The following is a 19,937-nucleotide window of genomic DNA, read 5'->3' on the forward strand; positions in this document are numbered from 1 at the left end:
ACACTTAGCACTTATTTTGCAAAATGGTATTAAATAAATCTAAATAATGTGGAAAGAGCGAAAATTGGAAAGCGAAATAAGGGCGATCGCACAAATAGTAAATTCGAGATTAAATTTCTGGCATTTTCCCAAACCAAGCAATTTCTTGCTAAACTCTAACCGAGCAGGAAATTTGCAGGCAATAAACGCTATTTATGCCGTACATTACTATCCCTAAACAATTTAGGGAACCTTCCCGGATCGTCAAATCTCAACTATTTTTAAAACCGAGAAGGCTCGCTATTTTTGAAGCTTGCTTGATTGGCTTAGTTGCCGGAATCGCAGGCGTTTTGCTCAAATCTGGAGTCGGATGGCTCGGCAGTTGGCGAGTAGCTAGCTCCACATTAATTCCAGTTTGGATATTACTCCCCAGCGTCGGATTAGTGGGCGGTTTCCTAACAGGTTTGTTGGTAGAACGTTTAGCTCCCGAAACTGCCGGTAGCGGCATTCCTCACGTCAAAGCTGCTCTCGGCGGTGTCAATCTTGCCTTAGATTTGCGAGTAGCTGTCGCCAAACTTCTCACCACTATTTTAGCAGTTGGTTCCGGTTTATCTTTAGGAAGACAAGGTCCCACCGTACAAATAGGAGCATCTTTAGCAGGCTGGATCGGTCACTTAATGCCTACTTCCCCAGACTACCGCCGACAATTGATTGCTTGCGGTGCAGCGGCGGGATTAGCAGCGGGTTTCAATGCTCCTATTGCGGGAGTTTTGTTTGTAGTTGAAGAACTTTTGCAGGATGTTTCGGGATTGACATTAGGGACTGCAATTATCGCTTCATTTATTGGTGCAGTTGTCTCACAACTTTTGGGCGGCGATAGTTTAAACTTGAACCTGCGCGAGTACCCAATAAGTTTTCAAATTTCCGAAATTCCGTTTTTCATACTGTTAGGAGTTTTAGCCGGCATTTTCGGAGCTTTGTTTAGTAAAGGGATTATTGCCAGCTTAAATTTCAACAAGCGAACCCTCAAATTGTCCTTGCCCGTGCGAATTGCTCTAGCTGGTCTAATCTGCGGTTCAGTAATAGCTTTTCTGCCAGAAACTTTTCGCAACAATACAGGATTGCGGGAGTTTTTACTGACCGGAGAAGCCAACATTACAACGAGTTTAACTGCTTTAGCAGCTCATTTTTTTCTGACAATTATTTCCGCTGCTTCTGGAGCTCCGGGAGGATTGTTTTCTCCTTCCTTAGTTATGGGTTCTGCCCTAGGTCAGCTTGTGGGAATTTTGCAAGAAAATTCCCTTGGTGTCGGTTTGCCGACAACCTATGCTTTGGCGGGAATGGGAGCGTTTTTTTGCGCGGTTTCGAGAGCGCCGATTACTGCGGTAGTAATTGTATTTGAAATTACGGCGGATTTCAAATTAGTGCTACCTTTGATGATCTGTTCTGTTGTTGCTTATTTAGTCGCAGAAAAGGTAGACAGCGGCTCGTTGTACAGTCACCTTTTGGAGTTTAGTGGCATTCAACTGACGCAGGCAAAAGCTGCTACCAATACTTTGAGTGACTTGCACGCAAACGACGTTATGCAGCGCCGAGTTGAAACTCTGTCGAGCCTGCTGACTTTGGATGAAGTGATGCAGGCTTTTTCGCGATCGCACCACCGAGGCTTTCCAGTAGTAGACGGCGGTAAATTAGTTGGAATTGTCAGCCAAACCGATTTAGCCAATACCAGCAATCGCAATTTTTCAGGCAACTCCCTGCTGAAAGAATTTATGACAGCACAGCCAATTACGGTAAAAGCAACCGACACTTTAAGCGAAGTTTTGCACAGGCTCAATTACTACCATCTCAGCCGTTTGCCGGTAGTAGAAGGCCGCCATTTGGTGGGAATTATTACCCGCAGCGACATTATCCGAGTTGAATCCGATCGCCTCAGCGGAGAAACAACCCAGGGCCCGCATCCAGAACCTTCCTATGTAGTGTATCAAACCAAAGCTCCCCAAGTCGGCAACGGCAGGCTGTTAGTGCCACTTTCCAACCCGCAAACAGCGCCGGCTTTGCTGCGGCTGGCGGCGGCCATTGCGCGCGATCGCAATTACGAACTAGAATGCCTGCAAATCATCATCGTACCGCGCAACAGTTCCCCCTCAGAAAGCGCAGTGCGGACTACAAAAAGCCGTCGCCTGCTACAACAAGCCGAGCGAATAATTCGCAATTGGAACTTGCCAGTACACACCCAAATCCGGGTAGCTCACGACGTGCCTAACGCGATTTTGGAGACAATTAAGGAGCGACATATAGACTTAATTTTAATGGGCTGGCAAGGCGAATTATCCACAAAAGAACGCATTTTTGGCGATGTTGTAGATACCGTAATTCGGCAAGCTGGTTGCGAGGTGGTTTTGGTGAAATGGAGCAAACAATTATTAATAAAAAGCCAAAAAGATGTGTGTTCAACCAGCAGCGACGGGGGAGAATATGCCTCTAAAGAATGGCAGTTAAATGCCGCAAAAATTGATGAGGTAGAAAATTCTACATTGGCGGTATTAAGTTCATCAGCGACTCCTGAAACAGAACTTTTGCCACCAAATTCTGACATTCCGGTGCCAGAATTGGGACTGCACACGTTGATGAGTTTGCGGCGCTGGCTGGTGCCAATTCGCGGTGGTTACAAACAAGCTGCAGCTTTGCGCCTGCTACCTGCTTTAGTGGCTGCGAGTTCAGTACCGGAGATTAAATTGTGTCAAATTCACCAGCCTTCTGTTGCAGAACCCTCGCGCGACGAATTAAAGCAAGCTGCGGAGTTTATTCAGCGCCGGGTTAGGTGTTCGGTAGTCGCGACTGCGGTTTGCGCTACATCGGTTTCTGATGCTTTAATCGATCAGGCTCAGAACGATCAGTGCGATGCGATCGTCCTAGGAGCGAGTCGCGAAGGGCTACTGAAACAGGTAATTCACGGGAACATCCCGGAAGCCGTGGCGCGCGGGTGCGACTGTACAGTTATTTTAGTGCGATCGGCCTCTTAGTTATTGGTAATCGGGCTGTTGACTGTTAACTGTTGACTGTGGACTGTGAACTGTTAACAACTACCAACTAACAACTGAGGGCGGGCACGCACCATCCACCGCCCCTACTAACTAACAACTAACAACTCACAACTCACAACTAACAACTCACAACTCACAACTCACAACTCACAACTCACAACTAACAACTAACAACTCACAACTCACAACTCACAACTCACAACTCACAACTAACCACTCACAACTCACAACTCACAACTCACAACTCACAACTCACAACTCACAACTCACAACTCACAACTCACAACTAAGAGGGCGGACACGCACCATCTACCGCCCCTACCAACTAACAAATAACAACAAATAACAACTAACAATGGTTCACTTTAACGTCGGCTTTGAAAACTTTAATTCCTTCGCAGACATTACCCTATCCTTGGCGAAAACATTAGACAAAATGGAAATTCCCATTTCAGTCGCACCATCGCCAATCGCCTCTCACATCACCCGCAATTCCACAGCAGACGAAAATCACCTACTAGCAAAGTGGATGAACGCCGTACCATCAGATTTATTTCAGATAAAGTGGTCTCATTACTGGAAACCTTATTTTCTCAAAGAACTTAACGGACATCTCAACTTAGAATTTTTTGCCATTAATTACGAATTCACCAGAAACGATGATAATTATGATTATTGGATTTATGATGCAGTCAATAATTCATCCCACATTTTAGCCGTAAGCGAATATTCTAAAAACGTTTTAATCAAAGCTGGCTGTCCCGACAAAAAAGTCTCAGTCGTGTCTTTAGGGTTCAATCCTTTAATCTCGCAGCTTTATTCTTCCAAACCGCATAAACCCAAAAAAGATATAAAATCTATTCTGCACATGACCAATTCTTATGATTTTTATAGATTTGGCACCGACCTCGCCATTCAAGCATTTTATCAAGAGTTTCAAGATGATCCTAACGTAGAATTAATTATCAAAGATGGCGGCAAAAATCCTGATATCATAGTGGAACATCTTGTAAATATTGAAAAGCAATTTGGCAAGTCTAAGTCAAAAGTTTACATAAAACCTAAATTTTTTACCAAAACAGAACTAGCTGATTTATACTTATCAGCAGATGCTGTTTTAGCTCCGTTTCGCGGCGAAGGTTTTGCGATTAAAATTTTGGATGCCTTTGCTGCTGGCTTACCCGTCGCCATGACTCTGTACGGAGGCCCGACGGACTACGCCAATACTGATAACTGCTATCCCATTGCTTACAATCTAATTCCCGTTGGAGAGTGTTACGATACTCAGTATCTGAAAATCAGAAATGCTCCTCATTGGGCAGAACCAAATGTTCAGTCTGTTCGCGAGCAATTGCGAAAAATTATTGAAGACCCGATGCGTTTTGAGATAGCTCAAAAAGCTAGAGAGACGGCGGATTTATTTAATTGGAAAGCAACGAGCCAAAAATTGCTAAAATTAATGCGAGAGTTGTTTTAGGAGCGGAATTATGGGACTCGAACGCAAAATGTTTAGGGGAATGTTTGCACCTAGCGAAGTCGTACAATTGAAACAGCCTTGTTTTACTCCTGGGCGGTTGTTTGAACCAGGAAGATATAATGCGGCCGATTTGCCGGATGTAGCTTTTGATATGGGTTTAGTAGACCATTTACCCCCAGTCAAAGGCAATAGTCCAGCAAATCTCAACGCCTCGAACCCAGAGCCTCAAAACCTTGATGAATAAACTCCCGGTTTGAGGGTTCGGACTTCAGTCAGAAAAATTCAAACAATCAAAAGACCTCTTGCACTCATTCCCAAATTATCTTGAAATAATCTGCGTTTGTCAGTGTTTATCTAGCTTAAATCTGCGCTTGAAAAATCTAGTTCTGATTTATGCAAGAGGTCTAGAAACTAATGTCTAGACTGCAAAAAAGATCGAGCCAATTTAACCATTTTGCTCGATCTGGGCAATTAACTCTTTCAAAATCTTACTAGCCTTATCATTTTCAATCTGACAAGTTCCGGCGTTCTGATGCCCGCCACCACCATATTTTAACATTAACTCCCCAATATTAGTTTGAGAAGTTTTGTTAAAAATTGACTTACCAACTGCGAAAACCGTATTTTGTTGTTTCAGCCCCCAAAGTACGTGAATCGAGATATTGCACTCGGGGAACAAAGCATAAATTACAAAACGATTCCCTGCATAAATCACATCTTCGTTACGCAAATCCAAAACAACTAATTTATCATAAACTTGGGCGCAGCGCTGTATTTGCTCTTTGAATTTTTCTGATTGCTCGAAGTAAAGATCTACTCTTTCTTTCACATCAGGAAGCTGCAATATTGAGTCGATAGTATGACTTTTGCAGTAATCAATTAACTGCATCATTAACTGATAGTTGGAAACGGTAAATTCTTTAAACCTGCCCAACCCAGTTCTAGCATCCATCAAGAAGTTTAACAGCACCCACTTTTCCGGGTCTAAAACTTCTTCTTGGGCAAATTGAGCGGAATCTGATTTGTCAACTGCCGCCATCATTTCCTCCGAGACATTGGGAAACTTTGTTTTGCCTCCATAATATTTGTACAACACTCTAGCTGCTGAAGCTGCATAGGGGTCGATAATGTGATTGATTTTGATTTTTTCGTGTCTGAGAGTTTCGCTGAAATGGTGGTCGAAGGCTAGATAAACTCCTTCAACATAGGGTAAATTGGTGGTAATATCGTTATTTGTTATGTCGATTTTTCCGTCCTGCATATCTTTAGGATGCACGAATTTAATCTCGTCGATCAAATCGAGTTCTTTGAGCAAAACGGCACAGACAAGACCGTCAAAGTCGCTGCGGGTGACTAATCTGTATTTTTTAGTGAGTGGCATATGCTTTGGTGATGCGGAGGAACTGATCACCCGCTAATATAACTTATTACCCGATCGCTAAACAATATGAACGCAGACCCTTACGCTTGGATAGAGAAATCCCTGGACACTGTTCGCCGGGCCGATTGGTATCGATCGCCCCAATCGATCGAAAGTTGCCCAGGCCCTGCGGTAAAATTAGGAAACCGCCGGCTGATTAACTTTGCCAGCAACGATTATCTCGGCCTCGCGGGGGATGACAGGCTAATTCAAGCGGCTGTGGCTGCAACAAAGGAATTTGGTACGGGCGCGACGGGTTCGAGGTTGCTCAGCGGACACCGCGATTTGCACCGACAGCTAGAACAGGCTATAGCTAATTTAAAACAAACCGAAGACGCTTTAGTATTCAGTTCGGGATATTTAGCGAATTTAGGGGCGATCGCCTCGATTGTCGGCAAGCGCGATTTGATATTATCTGACAAGTACAACCATTCGAGCCTCAAAAACGGAGCAGCGCTCAGCGGTGCAACAGTGCTAGAGTACGATCGTTGCCATCTTGAGGATTTAACAGCCAAACTAGAGCAAAATCGGGCACAATACCGCAAGTGTGTAATTATTACCGATAGCGTCTTCAGCATGGATGGGGACTTGTGTCCGCTGCCGCAGTTGCTAGCTTTGGCGGAACAATTTAACTGCATGGTATTAGTAGATGAAGCTCACGCTACAGGAGTTTTCGGTGCTAGCGGTGCTGGTTGCGCGGAACATTTCGGATGTACGGGATTGCCGCTAATCCAAGTGGGCACGCTAAGCAAAGCTTTGGGAAGTTTGGGTGGCTACGTTGCGGGCTCTGCGGCTTTAATTGACTTTCTCCGCAATCGAGCTGCAACTTGGATTTATACTACAGCATTAACGCCTGCTGACACAGCGGCTGCTTTGGAAGCTGTGAGAATTGTACAGCAAGAACCAGAACGCCGAGTGCGGTTGCAGCGTAATATTGAAACTTTCAAATATTGTGCTACCAATCGACAATTACCAATTAACAACTCCCTCTCCCCAATTTTCAGTTTGCCCTTAAAAGATGCAGCCACAGCTTTAACAGCCGCCAGCAAACTCAAGGAAATTGGTATTTTTGCTCCAGCGATTCGGCCTCCGACTGTAAGTGTAAGCCGAATTCGGATTTCGCTGATGGCAACTCACGAGCTCGCACACCTGCAGCAGTTGGTAGAGGCTTTGGAGCAAGTTTTGAGTCTTCAGTCAATGTAGGGTGTGCGCTGCGTACCGCTTGAATAAATATAGTTGAGTTTGTAGGTTCGCGCTTCGCCCTGCTTTAGATTGTGGGAAATGTTAAGATATCGCTATTGACTTATCGCAAATACTGTAGGTTATTGCGGTCGATCGCTCCACAAGTGTAAATTTTTTGTAAATTTAGATACTTTTTGCAATTTCGCGCTATATTAGAGAAGTAGTCGGTACAACAAATTAAATATAAGGAATGTCCATCATGAACACAAATCGCAAAAACGTACAAAAAGTAGCTGAAACCCACCGCAATAACATTCACAAGCAACTGATGCACCGCATTGAAGTAGCTAGAGCAAGCGGTAATCAAGATTTGGTTCGGGTGCTGGAAGAGGAAATGAAACAGTTGTAAGAAGCTGCCACTAGAATTTGCCCGCAGTCTGGTTTAGAGGGTTGTGCGAGAAATTGCAGAATTCCGGCAACCGCTATTCGTTAAATTTTCACTCCTCTATTTGTTGAGAGAAAAAAAAACCGATTTCTTGATGAAACCGGTTTTTTTTATTTATAAGGAAAAGAAAGAAGGAAGAGGGCACGCACAAACTCTATTTGTAGGGTGCGCCTCGGCGAACAGAGCCTCTACCAATACCGGATTGAACCATTTTTGGCGTAAGTTATTAAGTCAGAAGGAATAGGGAAGAACGGAGAACAGGAATTATACTGCATTGCTTTTATTTTTACACTATCTGTAGTTGTAAACTGCGCCGAGGCGCACCCTAGTAATAACTACAGGACTAAAGCCCCTCACCCATCACTTTAACCAGTCAGGATCACTCACCAGTTGACAGTCGCGACTAATATCAACTCCGGTAGCATCGGAATTAATATTACCCACAGTCAGGACAGGGCTTGGCCTTAGTCCCTACGATAATCGGGGTAGGGACACTCTTGCTCTCGCGGTGTCCTCCGTATCATTCCGATGCAACCGGAAACGATATAACGACCAAACTCAATAAGCACACGAATGACGTACACTCATGTGTGTGCTATTAGTTAGAAAATTGAGCAATTTCCTAAGGGACTCAAGCAATTAATCGGGAGAGAATCTTGCCAGTTCCTTCAAGCTAGAATTCAAACAAATCATATTGCTTGCCATGAACTTGTGTGGGTGCTCAAAAGTTGAGCCGATAAAAATGGTCAAATAATATATCAAATTAAACATGGGTTGCTATTAAGTTATTTAATTCAGCAACTAAAACTTCCCGTTCGATGTTTATTGTCTAATTTTTTGGTGCTGGTACACCGATCTGTGATAGTTGCGTAACTCCTGGTAATATTGAAGAGGGATTGAGATAGATTTTCATGGTTTACTGGGAAAGGCAGCTTTGCCAAAATTTAAGACTAGCAAAAATGCTTAACGGAAAAAGTTAAAAGCTATAAAGCTGAACATCAGGGTCGCGACAGCAAAATCCCCAAAATAATAGGTAAAATTGATGGCGATCGGCATCCGACACCAGCCGGAAAACGGCTACAACTCAGAACCAGCTCAGCCTTCCCCAAAAGAAAATCTTAATAGCCGATCGCTCATGCGCCTGCCTCGAAGCCTGAGTGCGGTGGAAACATCGGGCTTTGGGCTCACAGGTCACGCCAATTGGTTTACTATCGCCACAGCTATCCAAGCAGCGATCGGGCCTAGCGCCATCTTCGTCTGGTTGCCCGGTATTCTCATGGGCATGATGCTCAATCTACAGGTAAAACGCATCGGTGAGTATTTCCCAGACATGGCTGGGGGAACGCCCAACTATACCGCCCGACTGCTGAAAAATTATCCGGGTCTGGGAAGCTATGCAGCGATCGGATACTTTTTAAGCTGGGTAGCAACACTGCCAATTTCTGCGATCGTACTGACGCAGCTAATCAAAGTCAACCTCAATAGTTTAGGTTTTAGCTGTCCTGAAACTTTACTAAATATTACCTTCACGCTCCTACCTTTCATTTTGACATTCAGCGGCACTCGCGCCTTAAGTATTCTGCACGCCTTTTTTGTGTTGCCGACAGTCGGCGTATTATCCGTTTTTTCCATTTATGGTCTATTCTGGTTAGCTTTTTCCGCAAACAGTCCCGGATTTTTCCCCGCAACTTGGCCGCCATTCACCTTTATTGACTGGGCTAAGTGGTTTTACTTTGGTACATACATCTTCTACTGCTGTGACTCTGCCGCCAGTTTCGTAGCGGATAGCCGCAACCCTACTAAAACCTTGCAGTTTCTCAAAATTTCCGCACTGGGGATGCTGCCTGTGATTTTAGGAGGCGCTTGGGTACTGATGCGCTTGGCCACCGATCCCGGTCTGAAAGATGACGTATTCTTGAATTTATTAGCTGCCTGTCAGGTATTGTGGGGGCCCTGGGTTCCCTCCCTCGTCACGTTTCTGGTGGTCGCTAGCTGTCTTCTGAGTTGCGCGACCATAGTTTCCAACTGCCCTCGGATGTTGTACCAACTTGCCGTAGACGGACATATTTCGCCAACATTCGCAGTTGTATCCCGACGGGGTGTATTTGGATTTGGGCTTGTGCTGGTTTTGGTTCTGAGTTTAATCTGTCTAGCTTGGGGAAATGTCCCTCGGCTTGTGGCGATTACTAATGTTGGCTTGGTTGTGTGCCTGACACTATTCCATCTATCACTGTGGCTGCGGCGGGGTAGTCCAGAAGTTCGGTGGCCTTGGTGGTCGCTGGCCTTCTTCATAGTAGATGCGGTGGTGCTGGTAGTCGGAGGCTTGGCTTGGGGCTGGCAAGACTTTATCATTGGGTTGTTTTTTCCCCTTGCCGTTTTGGCAGTAGATGCAGGGATAAGTCGCATTGCTTTTGCCCCCTTCCATCCGTCGTGGTGGATTCGGCTTTACCGCAACAGAAGCCAGAGCAAAATGCCAGATTTTGTGGCGTTTCAGGTTGTAATTTTGATCTTGCTGATTGTCAGCGCCGTCGCTGTGGGCTGGATTTTTGGCATCAGATTATATGCTAACTCTAGTGTTGGATTGAATCTATTAGTAGTGCTGGTTTTGTTAGTTGCTTTTGTTGGGGTGGCCGTTGCGTGCTGGACGAGTTTACCCCAAGTCGTCTCAATGGATGAAGCACGAGAGGGGGCAGAACAGTTATTTACCATTGCCCTAGATGCGATCGTAGTGCTCGATGAAAAAGGTGTAATTCGCCAGACTAATCCTGCTGCTGAAAGCGTCTTCGGAATCAATTCTACTAGGCTAATGGGGTCTCACCTAAACAAATTATTACCCGGATTAGAGACTCAGCCAGAAGACTGGCTCAGTCGCAGCGAACAAACTCTCAAGTTGTCCAATGGAGACTCGCGCATTCTAGAAGTTGCCATTTCCGACCGATTCTCTCAAGAAGCTTCCCTTTCCAATCAGGATCTGCAAGAATATGTGGCGATCGTCCGCGATATCACCGATCGCAAGCAAGCCCAAGAAGCACTGCAAAAGGCTAATGAGGAACTAGAAATCAAAGTCGAGGAGCGTACCTCTGAACTCACCCATACTGTAGAGCAATTGCAGAATGAAATTCAAGAGCGCCAGCGGATCGAAGAAAATCTCAGAGCTATGCAAAATCAGATAGTTGTCCAAGAAAAACTAGCTTCTCTGGGCAGTTTAACAGCCGGAATTGCCCACGAAATTAGAAATCCCTTAAATTTTGTCAACAATTTTTCAGAACTTTCTGCTGAATTAACCGAAGAACTGTTTGAAGAATTAGAAAATCAAGGAGAACGGTTAGAGCCAGAAACCAATGAATATATTGCCGAGCTATTAACCGATCTCAAAGGAAATCTTAAAAAAATCAATCAACACGGTCAAAGAGCCGACAAAATAGTTGGCAATATGCTGTTGCATTCGAGGGGACAAAGCGCCCATTGGGAAGCCACAGATATCAATAGTTTATTGGCAGAATATATCAATCTAGCCTATCACGGGATGCGAGCTAAGGAAACTGCTTTTAACATTACCATAGAAACCGACTATGACAATGACATTGGCCAAGTAAAGGTCGTGCCACAAGACATAGGTAGGGTTTTTCTTAACATTATTAGCAATGCTTGCTATGCAGCCCATAAAAAGCAACAAGAAATCGGGTCAGGATTTTCACCTGTACTTGACGTGAAAACTCGAAATCTGGACGGTCGGATTGAAATCCGCATTCGCGATAATGGCCAAGGGATAACGCCAGAGGTACTTGATAAAATTTTCAATCCCTTTTTTACTACAAAGCCACCAGCAGAAGGTACTGGTTTAGGTCTTTCTATCAGTCACGATGTTGTCGTCCAGCAACATCGCGGAGAACTAAAAGTCGAAACAGAAGTAGGAAATTACACAGAGTTTATCATCACATTGCCGAAAAAAACAGCAGAAATCAAGGAGTAAAAAAATGAAAGTAATGGTTGTAGACGACGAGGAAGATATTCAATCTTTGTTTACTCAAAAGTTTAGAAAAGAAATCAAAGCAGGGCAAATTTACTTTTATTTTGCCCTGTCAGCAGAGGCCGCCTTGGAATACTTAGAAAATCATAAAGAAGCGTCGATTGTCTTGATTTTGTCGGATATTAATATGCCCGGGATGAATGGGATAGAACTGCTCAGAATTATCAAAGAAAAGTTTCCCGATCTAAAAGTTTTTATGATTACCGCTTATGAAGATGAGAACAATCACCAAACTGCAATGGCTTATGGGGCTGATGACTATATTACTAAGCCTGTGAATTTTGAAGTTCTCAAAAATAAAATAATGAATTTGGAGTCACAATGAAATATAATTGCTAATTGCTAATTGCTAATTGCTAATTGCTAATTGCTAGTTGTTAGTTGCACCCAGTCTCCCAGTCTCCCAGTCTCCCAGTCTCCCTCTCCCCATCTTCCTTCTTCCTTCTACTAGCAACTAAGAGGCTAATATGCCAGCTAAAATATTATTTGTGGATGACGAGCCAGATTTAGAATCTCTAATTTCCCAGAAATTTAGAAAAAAGATCCGTGCGGAAGAATACCAAGTTTTTTTTGCGTATAATGGCGTAGAAGCGCTGGCAAAGTTACAAGAACAACCGGATATAGACATTGTGCTGACTGACATTAATATGCCAGTTATGGATGGCATCGTTTTGTTAGGGAAACTTAATCAGATAGCTTCCCTAGTCAAAACAATAGTTATATCGGCTTATGGCGACTTGGGAAATATTAGAAAGGCGATGAACGCCGGAGCCTTTGATTTTTTGACTAAGCCTATAGATTTTAATGATTTAGAAATTACAATTAACAAAACATTGTCCCACGTACAACAGCTAAAGGAAAACGAGCGCTCCCGCCAAGAAAGAGAGGAGAAGTTGCGGCAATCGGAAGTGCGAGAGCGAGAAAAAGCTATCCAACTAGAAGTCGCAATGCAAAAGTTACAGCGCACCCAATCTCAGCTTATTCAGACTGAGAAAATGTCTAGCTTAGGACAGTTAGTTGCTGGTGTTGCCCACGAAATTAATAATCCGGTTAATTTTATTTATGGCAATTTAACTTATGTCAATGAGTATAGTCAGAAGCTATTGGATTTAATCAACCTTTACGAACAGCATGATGCCCATAATCACCCTGAAATCGCAGCTTTAATTGACAACATAGAGCTAGAATTTATCAGAGAAGATTTACCTAAAATGCTATCTTCGATGAAAGTAGGGGCTGAACGTATCCGTCAGATTGTGCTGACGTTGCGGAACTTCTCCCGCCTTGACGAAGCTGAGATGAAATTCGTTAATATTCACGAGGGCATCGACAGCAGTATAGTCATTTTGCAGAGTCGGCTCAAGCCTAAGCCGGATTGTCCACCTATTCAAATTATTCAAGAATATGGAGATTTGCCGAAAATAGAATGTTATGTGGGTCAGTTGAATCAGGTATTTATGAATTTGCTGAGCAATGCGATTGATGCCTTGAATTCCTATGACAAAAAACGCAGCCCGGAGCAAATTAAAAACGAGCCTAGTACGATTACGATTCGTACTGCTATGCTGAATCAGGATTGGGTAATAATCAGTGTGAAAGACAATGGGCTGGGGATAACAAGTGAGGTAATAACCCATCTATTTAGTCCTTTCTTTACAACTAAACCTGTGGGTCAAGGTACTGGTTTGGGATTATCTATTAGCTATCAGATTGTGGTGGATAAGCACGGCGGAGATTTGAAGTGTTTATCACAGCCAACAGAGCGGGGTGCAGAATTTGTGATTGAGATTCCTATTAGGCAGAATAATCGGGTAGAGATGAAGGAAACTTAAGGGGAATTAAACACAAAATCAGGGTCAAGTCTGGTAAAGTCTATAATCGCGATCGCACTTCCCCAATTTCTCTGTAATTTCTGAAGTCTCCCAAACACTGAACTACCTAGCTGAAGCCCTCGATAGTAGATTTTGAGTCGTTGGTCAACGTGTCAGTGTCCCGGACTGGTTAAGGTGAGGCGTGAGGGGGCGATCGCGCCTTCACCATGTGCCAGTTGCATAAGTTTTGAACTAATGACTAATGACTAATGACTAATGACTAATGACTAATGACTACTGCCAACTGCCAACTGCCAACTGCCTATCTTCCTCCGACTACAACATTTTTAATTCGCAGGTGGGGGCCGCCGACGCTGACGGGTAAACCGCCTTGGCCGCCTTTGCCGCAGCCGCCGTAGGCATAAACTGAGTCGTTGCCGATCGACTCAATATCCTTTAAAGTCTGAAATACATTGCCACTTAAAGTAACATCGCTCACCGGTTCGGCCAATTTGCCGTCGCGAATCATGAAGCCTTCAGCCGCCGCAAAGGTAAACATTTCGCCGTTTGTTTGTCCTCCCAACATCCGCACTGCATACACTCCTTCCTCAATGTCGCCCACCATTTCGTCAAAAGAATGTGCGCCAGATTCGATCGCCGTATTAGTCATCCGCACCAACGGCATAAAAGTAGCGCTCAGAGCCCTGGCATTTCCCGTCGGAGCTTCGCCCATTTTGCCCGCAGTCTCGCGATTGTGCATCCGAGCTGCTAAAACTCCATTTTTGATTAAATGCTTGCACTGAGCGGGCACGCCTTCGTCGTCGTATTTCAGAGTTCCCGGCAGTCCCGGCAAAGTTGCGTCGTCAATTACATTCAATTGTTCGATCGCCACAGGCTTGCCCAAAGTCAACAATTCCTGCATTTTGGGGTTTTCGTAAATGCCGTCAGCTTCCGACAAATGACCGAAAGCTTCGTGAATAAACACCCCCGACAAATAAGGGTCTAAAATCACCGGATACTGACCGCCTTTGACCGGTTTTGCGTCTAGTTGGCCAACAGCTCGAACAGCCGCACTCTTAACACGATCTTCAATATTTGTCAAGACACCGTAGTCCGATCGCGAGTGAATCGACTCAAACCCTTGGCGGACGACACCGCCCTCGCCCCGGGCGATCGCCCCGAAACGCCCCGTCACGTCCAAGCGCTCCTGAGCAATGCAAGTACCTTGAGAATTCACAAAATAAGTAATCCCAAATCTGTCGCTATAACCGGCCATTGTCGTCTGAATTCGCGGGTCATAATCTAACAGCAACTGATTGTAAGATTCGAGCAATTTCCGCTTTTCTGCTAAAGTAATAGAGCGCGGATCGCGGCCAAATTCCACCGCTACATAATCTTGAATCGGAGCGACATCTGCTAGTAGAGTTTTTTCGCTCCCAACCAAACGAGACTGAACGACAGCTTCTTCAATCCGAGCTTTTAACTCAGCTAAACCGTTAAAAGTTACAAAACTCCAGCCGCCTTTGTGACAGGCGCGGATGCCGCCGGCGAGACTGAAACTGCGGTTGACTACATCTAACCCAGGGCCGCGAAAACTAATCGCTGTTGACTCGCTTTGTTCGAGGCGAACTTCTAGATAATCTACTCGATCGCGATAAGGTGCGATCGCTTCCATCAACTGTTCCTGCATCAAATTGCCCCTATGAAGATTTACGCCCAGCGCTGACAAAAATTATTGCTAACTCCATTTTAACCAATAAATCCCGTCTTTCGGGTGCGCGAGTCCGAACGGGGAGAGGGAGAGTCTGGGCTGTTTCATTCTAGAAAAAATCAGGGTTTTGTCTTGTAGGGGTAGTGCCCCCGTGCCTACCCCTCCACTCTTGCCCCAAGCCCGGTATCCCGGAAATATTGCATTTGCTTAGAAAAATAGAATTAAAATAAATCTATCTAAAGACTTAGAAATATAGCTTAAGTGCCGGCAAATGCAATACTTTAAGATTAAAAAATTTCAAATTTCACCTTATTTAGCAGCAATTGCCACATCAGTAGCAATTTTGGTCGGAGTTGGCATTTTAGATAGATCGGAACAACAGCGATTTTTGCAGTACAAGCGCGCTAGCACGATCGATCGCCTCAGTACAGTCCGTTCTAAGCTGGAAAGTTCTTTGAATTCCCGGCTGTTTTTGATCCGGGGTTTGGTGGCTGACATTTCCAACAACCCAAACATCACCGAAGCCGAATTTGCAGCGACGACGAGAATTCTGCTGGCACAGCAAACCGGTATTCGCAACATAACTTTAGTTAAAGGCACGACGATTGCTTACATTTATCCGCCGGAGGGAAATAAAAAGGCGATCGGGCTTGACTTGATGGCGGTATCCGAACAGCGACAAATGGTCGAAGAAGTCATCAACACCAGAAAAACTTTGGTTGCCGGGCCCGTGAAATTATTGGAGGGAGGCCTGGCCTTCGTCAGCAGAACACCCATTTTTCTCACACCCCCGAACGCAGAGCCTGAAACAGGAGTTTACTGGGGGTTGATCGGCGTGATCCTCGATAAAAACTCCCTGATCGAGGAAGCAGGACTCAATGACACCTCAGCCAACATACAATATGCTGTGCGCGGCAAAGACGGCAAAGGAGCGATCGGGGACGTGTTTTTCGGCCACAAGTCGATTTTTCAGAAAAGTCCCGTGGTTCTGCAAGTGACCTTGCCCAACGGTTCCTGGCAGTTGGCAGCAATTCCGGCGGGAGGATGGCAACAGAATTCGCCGCTGCGGGGGTGGTTGCTGTTTGTTGGCTGCTGGCTGGCTGTTTTCAGCGGGGCGGTGGCCTTTAGCTGGGTGTACGGGCCTGCGAAATTGCGCGCGAACGAAGCTAAGTATCGGCAATTGGTGGAGAATGCTAACAGCATTATTGTGCAGTTAGATAGCGAAGGTAAGATTACTTTTTTTAATGAGTTTGCGGAAACTTTTTTCGGGTATTTAGAAGCAGAAATAATTGGCAAAAGTGTGATCGGCACAATTGTAGATTCGGTCGATTTGTCGGAAAATCATTTAGCCGTAATAATTCGAGACTGTGCGACAGAACCGGACAAATACTTCAAACACGAAAATCAAAACATCCGCCGCAATGGCGAAAAAGTCTGGGTAGCCTGGAGAAACCAACCTTTGCTCGATGACCGAGGACGAGCGATCGGGATTCTGTCGGTGGGTACAGATATTAGCGAGCGCAAAAAAGCTGAAATCGCCCTGCAAGCTTCTGAATCAGAATTGCTAGCTTTGTTTGCTGCCATGAACGACGTAATTTTTGTGCTTGATGTTGAAGGACGCTTCCTGAAAATTGCCCCCACCAGTCCTGAACTTTTGTACAAGCCACGGGCCGAACTTGTCGGACAAAAAACCCGCGATATATTTGAGCCAGAAATAGCAGAAATGTTTCTGGAGTCAATTCGCCTCGCCCTCGCTACTAATCAAGTCAGTAGTTTAGAATATAATCTGCAAATTGGTAGCGAACAAAGGTGGTTTTTCGCTAACATTTCGCCCATGACAGAAAATACGGTGCTCTTAGTAGCCCGTGACATTACGCAGCGCAAGCAGTCTGAAAATTGGTTGAACGGTCAAAAACAAATTTTAGAAATGATTACTCAGGGCGCTTCTTTGAGCGATACTTTAAATACTTTAATTGAAATTCTCGAACAGCAATCGAGAGATGTCATGGGTTCGGTTTTGCTGTTAGATGAAGACGGTCAACATTTTCTGCACGGAGCCGCGCCGAGTTTGCCGGAAAGTTACAACGCTGCTGTTCATGGTGCAGCCATCGGCCCGAATGTCGGTTCCTGCGGCACTGCTGTCTACCGCCGTGAACAAGTGATTGTTACAGATATTGCTACCGATCCTTTGTGGGAAAATTATCGAGATTTAGCCTTGACTTTTGGACTGAAAGCTTGTTGGTCTAGTCCGATTTTTTCGTCTACAGGTCAAGTTTTAGGCACTTTCGCCATGTATTGCGCCCAACCGCGCGTTCCCCAAAATTTTGATCTGCAATCGATCGAAACTGTCAGGCATTTAGCAGGAATTGCGATCGAGCGCAAACAAGCAGAAGAAAGTCTCAAAAAGCTCAATCAAGAACTAGAAAATATAGTCAAACAAAGAACAGCTCAATTGATGCAAAGTGAAGAACGCTGGCAGTTAGCGCTCAAAGGCAACAATGACGGCATTTGGGATTGGAACTTGCAAACAGGAGAAATATTCCTGTCCAATAGATTTAAAGAAATCACCGGATACAAACACAGACCAAATCTCGATTACTTTGACGAATGGAACAGGGACACGCATCCCGACGATTTAGCCTTAGTAATGCAAGCTTTCCAAGACCATTTAGATAGGAAAACGCCACATTATATCGTCGAATACCGATTGTGGTGCTACAACAGCTCCTACAAATGGATACTCAGTCGCGGACAAGCTTTGTGGGACGAAAATGAAAAAGCCATCCGCATCGTTGGTTCAATTACTGACATTACCGAGCGCAAACAAGCAGAGGAAGCACTGCGTTTGAGCGAAGCAAAATTCCAAAAGCTGTCAGCTAATTTGCCGGGAATGATTTATCAATGTTTGCTGCGTCCAGATGGCTCTGTCAGTTTCCCTTACATGAGTCTTGCTTCCCGAGAAATGTTTGAGTTAGAAGCCGAAGCTGTTGTGCAAAATTCGGCTTTGCTAGTAGATTTGGTTCATCCCGATGACCGCCAAAATTATTACGAATCTATTGGTGTTTCAGCGCAAAGTTTGCAACCTTGGCAGTGGGAAGGACGGCTAGTCCTGCCTTCAGGCAAAATTCGCTGGTTTCAGACAAATTCGCGTCCTGAAGCTAAAGAAAACGGCGATATTCTTTGGGACGGCATCACCATTGATGTGACGGATCGCAAGCAAGCTGAGTTAGCTTTGCAAGAAAGCCAGCAGTTCGTTCAAAAAATCGCCAATGCTACTCCCGGTATTTTGTATCTCTACGACTTGGAAGAACAGCGAAATATCTACTCTAATAATTCACTACTCGCGCTTTTGGGCTATACCTTTGACGACATTATAGCGATGGAGTCGTCAATGATCCCTCAGTTAATACACCCCGAAGATTTATTGCTAATCGTGAAACATCACGCGAGCCTTGTAGAAGTTGAAGATGGCGAAATTAGGGAAATTGAGTACCGGATGCGGGCAGCAGACGGTCAATTTTTGTGGCTGCAAAGTCGGGATACTATTTTTAGCAGGAATGCTGACGGTAAGGGTAAGGTAATAATTGGATTTTCCCTGGATATTACGACTCGCAAACAAGCAGAGGAAGCACTGCGACAAAGCGAGGCGCGAGAAAGACAAAGAGCCGGAGAGTTGGAGTCAGCGCTGCAGTCATTGCGCTCTACTCAAGCTCAACTCGTTCAAACTGAAAAAATGTCTTCTTTGGGGCAGTTAGTTGCCGGCATCGCTCACGAAATTAATAATCCGGTTAATTTCATTCACGCTAATATTAATTATCTCAAAGAGTATACGCAACAGTTGCTCGGTCTGGTGAGTCTTTACGAACAGGAGTATCCAGAACCTAATGCAAAAATTGTCGATCGCATTGAAGAGATTGATTTGGACTTCATGGCCGAGGATTTAAGAAAACTTGTGGGTTCGATGCAGGTAGGAACCGAGCGCATCCGGCAAATTGTTTTGTCCCTCAGAAATTTCTCGCGGCTGGACGAATCGGCAATGAAGCCTGTGGATATTCATGCAGGAATTGATAGCACTTTGTTAATTTTGCAGCACCGCTTGAAAAGTCACGACAGCCGTCCGGCCATTGAAGTAATTAAGGAGTTCGACAAACTGCCACTGGTGGAGTGCTATGCTAGCCAACTGAATCAGGTGTTTATGAATATTATTGTTAATGGGATTGATGCGATTGAGGAACGCTGTCACAAGTTGTCGGTTTCTGAAGCAGAGAAAAATCCCGGCCGGATTGCTATTTGGACTGCTGTAACGCCTCAAAACACTGTGATGGTGGAAATTTCGGATAACGGTACGGGCATTCCCGAGGAGATAGTCGATCGCATTTGTAACCCGTTTTTTACGACAAAAGCTGTGGGGAAAGGTACGGGGCTGGGAATGTCGATCGCGCACTCGATTGTGGTAGAAAAGCACAAGGGTAAGATTGAGTGTATTTCCAAAATGGGACAGGGAACGACTTTTAAGATTGAAATTCCGATCGGCAAAACCTAGTCGATTTTAGATTTTAGATTATAGATTTTAGATTGGTAGGGTGCGTCAGCTCATAGCTGAATTTTCAGGCTGTGAGCGATGAGCCGCGAGCTGACGCACCCTAAAAATTAGCGACTCGTGCACGAATGCTCCCCTTCTTCCTTCTTCCCTCTTCCTTCTTCCTGATGACGTTGGACGGAAAGCTCGGGGGGACAGCAAAACATGACGTTGGACTAATGACTTCTTCCCTCTTCCCTCTGCTATAGCGACTAAGATAGATCCAAGCTGCTAGAGAAGCGGTGCTGCATCAACC

General features: G+C 44.9%; 11 protein-coding genes. 9 read left to right on the forward strand and 2 right to left on the reverse strand.

The annotated features are described in order from the left end of the window. The first annotated feature begins 194 nt into the window (after positions 1-194). The 3 genes from QT998_RS09815 to QT998_RS09825 all read left to right on the forward strand — a co-directional run bounded on the left by QT998_RS09815 (position 195) and on the right by QT998_RS09825 (position 4,747). Entirely contained in the window at positions 195-3,005 is a 2,811-nt protein-coding gene (locus tag QT998_RS09815; RefSeq protein ID WP_333114360.1) for a chloride channel protein, read from the forward strand. 376 nt (positions 3,006-3,381) lie between these two features. Then, on the forward strand, positions 3,382-4,503 hold the full coding sequence (locus QT998_RS09820) for a glycosyltransferase family 4 protein (protein ID WP_333114363.1): 1,122 nt from the start codon (positions 3,382-3,384) through the stop codon (positions 4,501-4,503). 40 nt (positions 4,504-4,543) lie between these two features. Beyond that, positions 4,544-4,747 (forward strand): hypothetical protein, encoded by a 204-nt coding sequence (locus tag QT998_RS09825; RefSeq protein WP_442921957.1) that lies wholly within the window; start codon positions 4,544-4,546, stop codon positions 4,745-4,747. Positions 4,748-4,948: 201 nt separating this feature from the next. On the opposite strand, the gene QT998_RS09830 is transcribed toward QT998_RS09825, so the two are convergent. After that, positions 4,949-5,884 (reverse strand): exopolyphosphatase, encoded by a 936-nt coding sequence (locus QT998_RS09830; protein ID WP_333087065.1) that lies wholly within the window; start codon positions 5,882-5,884, stop codon positions 4,949-4,951. Between the two features lie 66 nt (positions 5,885-5,950). Between QT998_RS09830 and bioF the strand changes: the two genes are divergently transcribed. The 5 genes from bioF (at position 5,951) to QT998_RS09855 (ending at position 13,412) form a co-directional block, all read left to right on the forward strand. Beyond that, positions 5,951-7,126: an 8-amino-7-oxononanoate synthase gene (bioF, locus tag QT998_RS09835; RefSeq protein WP_333087064.1), complete on the forward strand. Its 1,176-nt coding sequence runs from the start codon at positions 5,951-5,953 to the stop codon at positions 7,124-7,126. A 238-nt stretch (positions 7,127-7,364) separates the two neighbouring features. Beyond that, positions 7,365-7,514, forward strand: coding sequence for an arginine synthesis PII-interacting regulator PirA (gene pirA, locus QT998_RS09840; RefSeq protein ID WP_333087062.1), 150 nt, complete (start codon positions 7,365-7,367; stop codon positions 7,512-7,514). 1,078 nt (positions 7,515-8,592) lie between these two features. Beyond that, entirely contained in the window at positions 8,593-11,523 is a 2,931-nt protein-coding gene (locus tag QT998_RS09845) for an amino acid permease (protein WP_333114367.1), read from the forward strand. A 4-nt stretch (positions 11,524-11,527) separates the two neighbouring features. Continuing rightward, complete coding sequence (locus tag QT998_RS09850) at positions 11,528-11,905, forward strand: response regulator (protein ID WP_333087059.1); 378 nt, start codon at positions 11,528-11,530, stop codon at positions 11,903-11,905. Positions 11,906-12,047: 142 nt separating this feature from the next. After that, a complete protein-coding gene (locus QT998_RS09855; RefSeq protein WP_333087058.1) occupies positions 12,048-13,412 on the forward strand; it encodes a hybrid sensor histidine kinase/response regulator in 1,365 nt (454 codons plus the stop codon). Between the two features lie 301 nt (positions 13,413-13,713). Here QT998_RS09855 and QT998_RS09860 read toward each other — a convergent pair whose 3' ends face one another. Next, complete coding sequence (locus tag QT998_RS09860; RefSeq protein ID WP_333114369.1) at positions 13,714-15,081, reverse strand: TldD/PmbA family protein; 1,368 nt, start codon at positions 15,079-15,081, stop codon at positions 13,714-13,716. A gap of 292 nt (positions 15,082-15,373) precedes the next feature. Here QT998_RS09860 and QT998_RS09865 point away from each other — a divergent pair, with 292 nt between their 5' ends. Then, entirely contained in the window at positions 15,374-19,645 is a 4,272-nt protein-coding gene (locus QT998_RS09865; protein ID WP_333114371.1) for a PAS domain S-box protein, read from the forward strand. Positions 19,646-19,937 lie beyond the last annotated feature (292 nt).

Origin of the sequence: Microcoleus sp. S1D4, assembly GCF_036700765.1 — a bacterium.
Lineage (GTDB): Bacteria > Cyanobacteriota > Cyanobacteriia > Cyanobacteriales > Microcoleaceae > Microcoleus.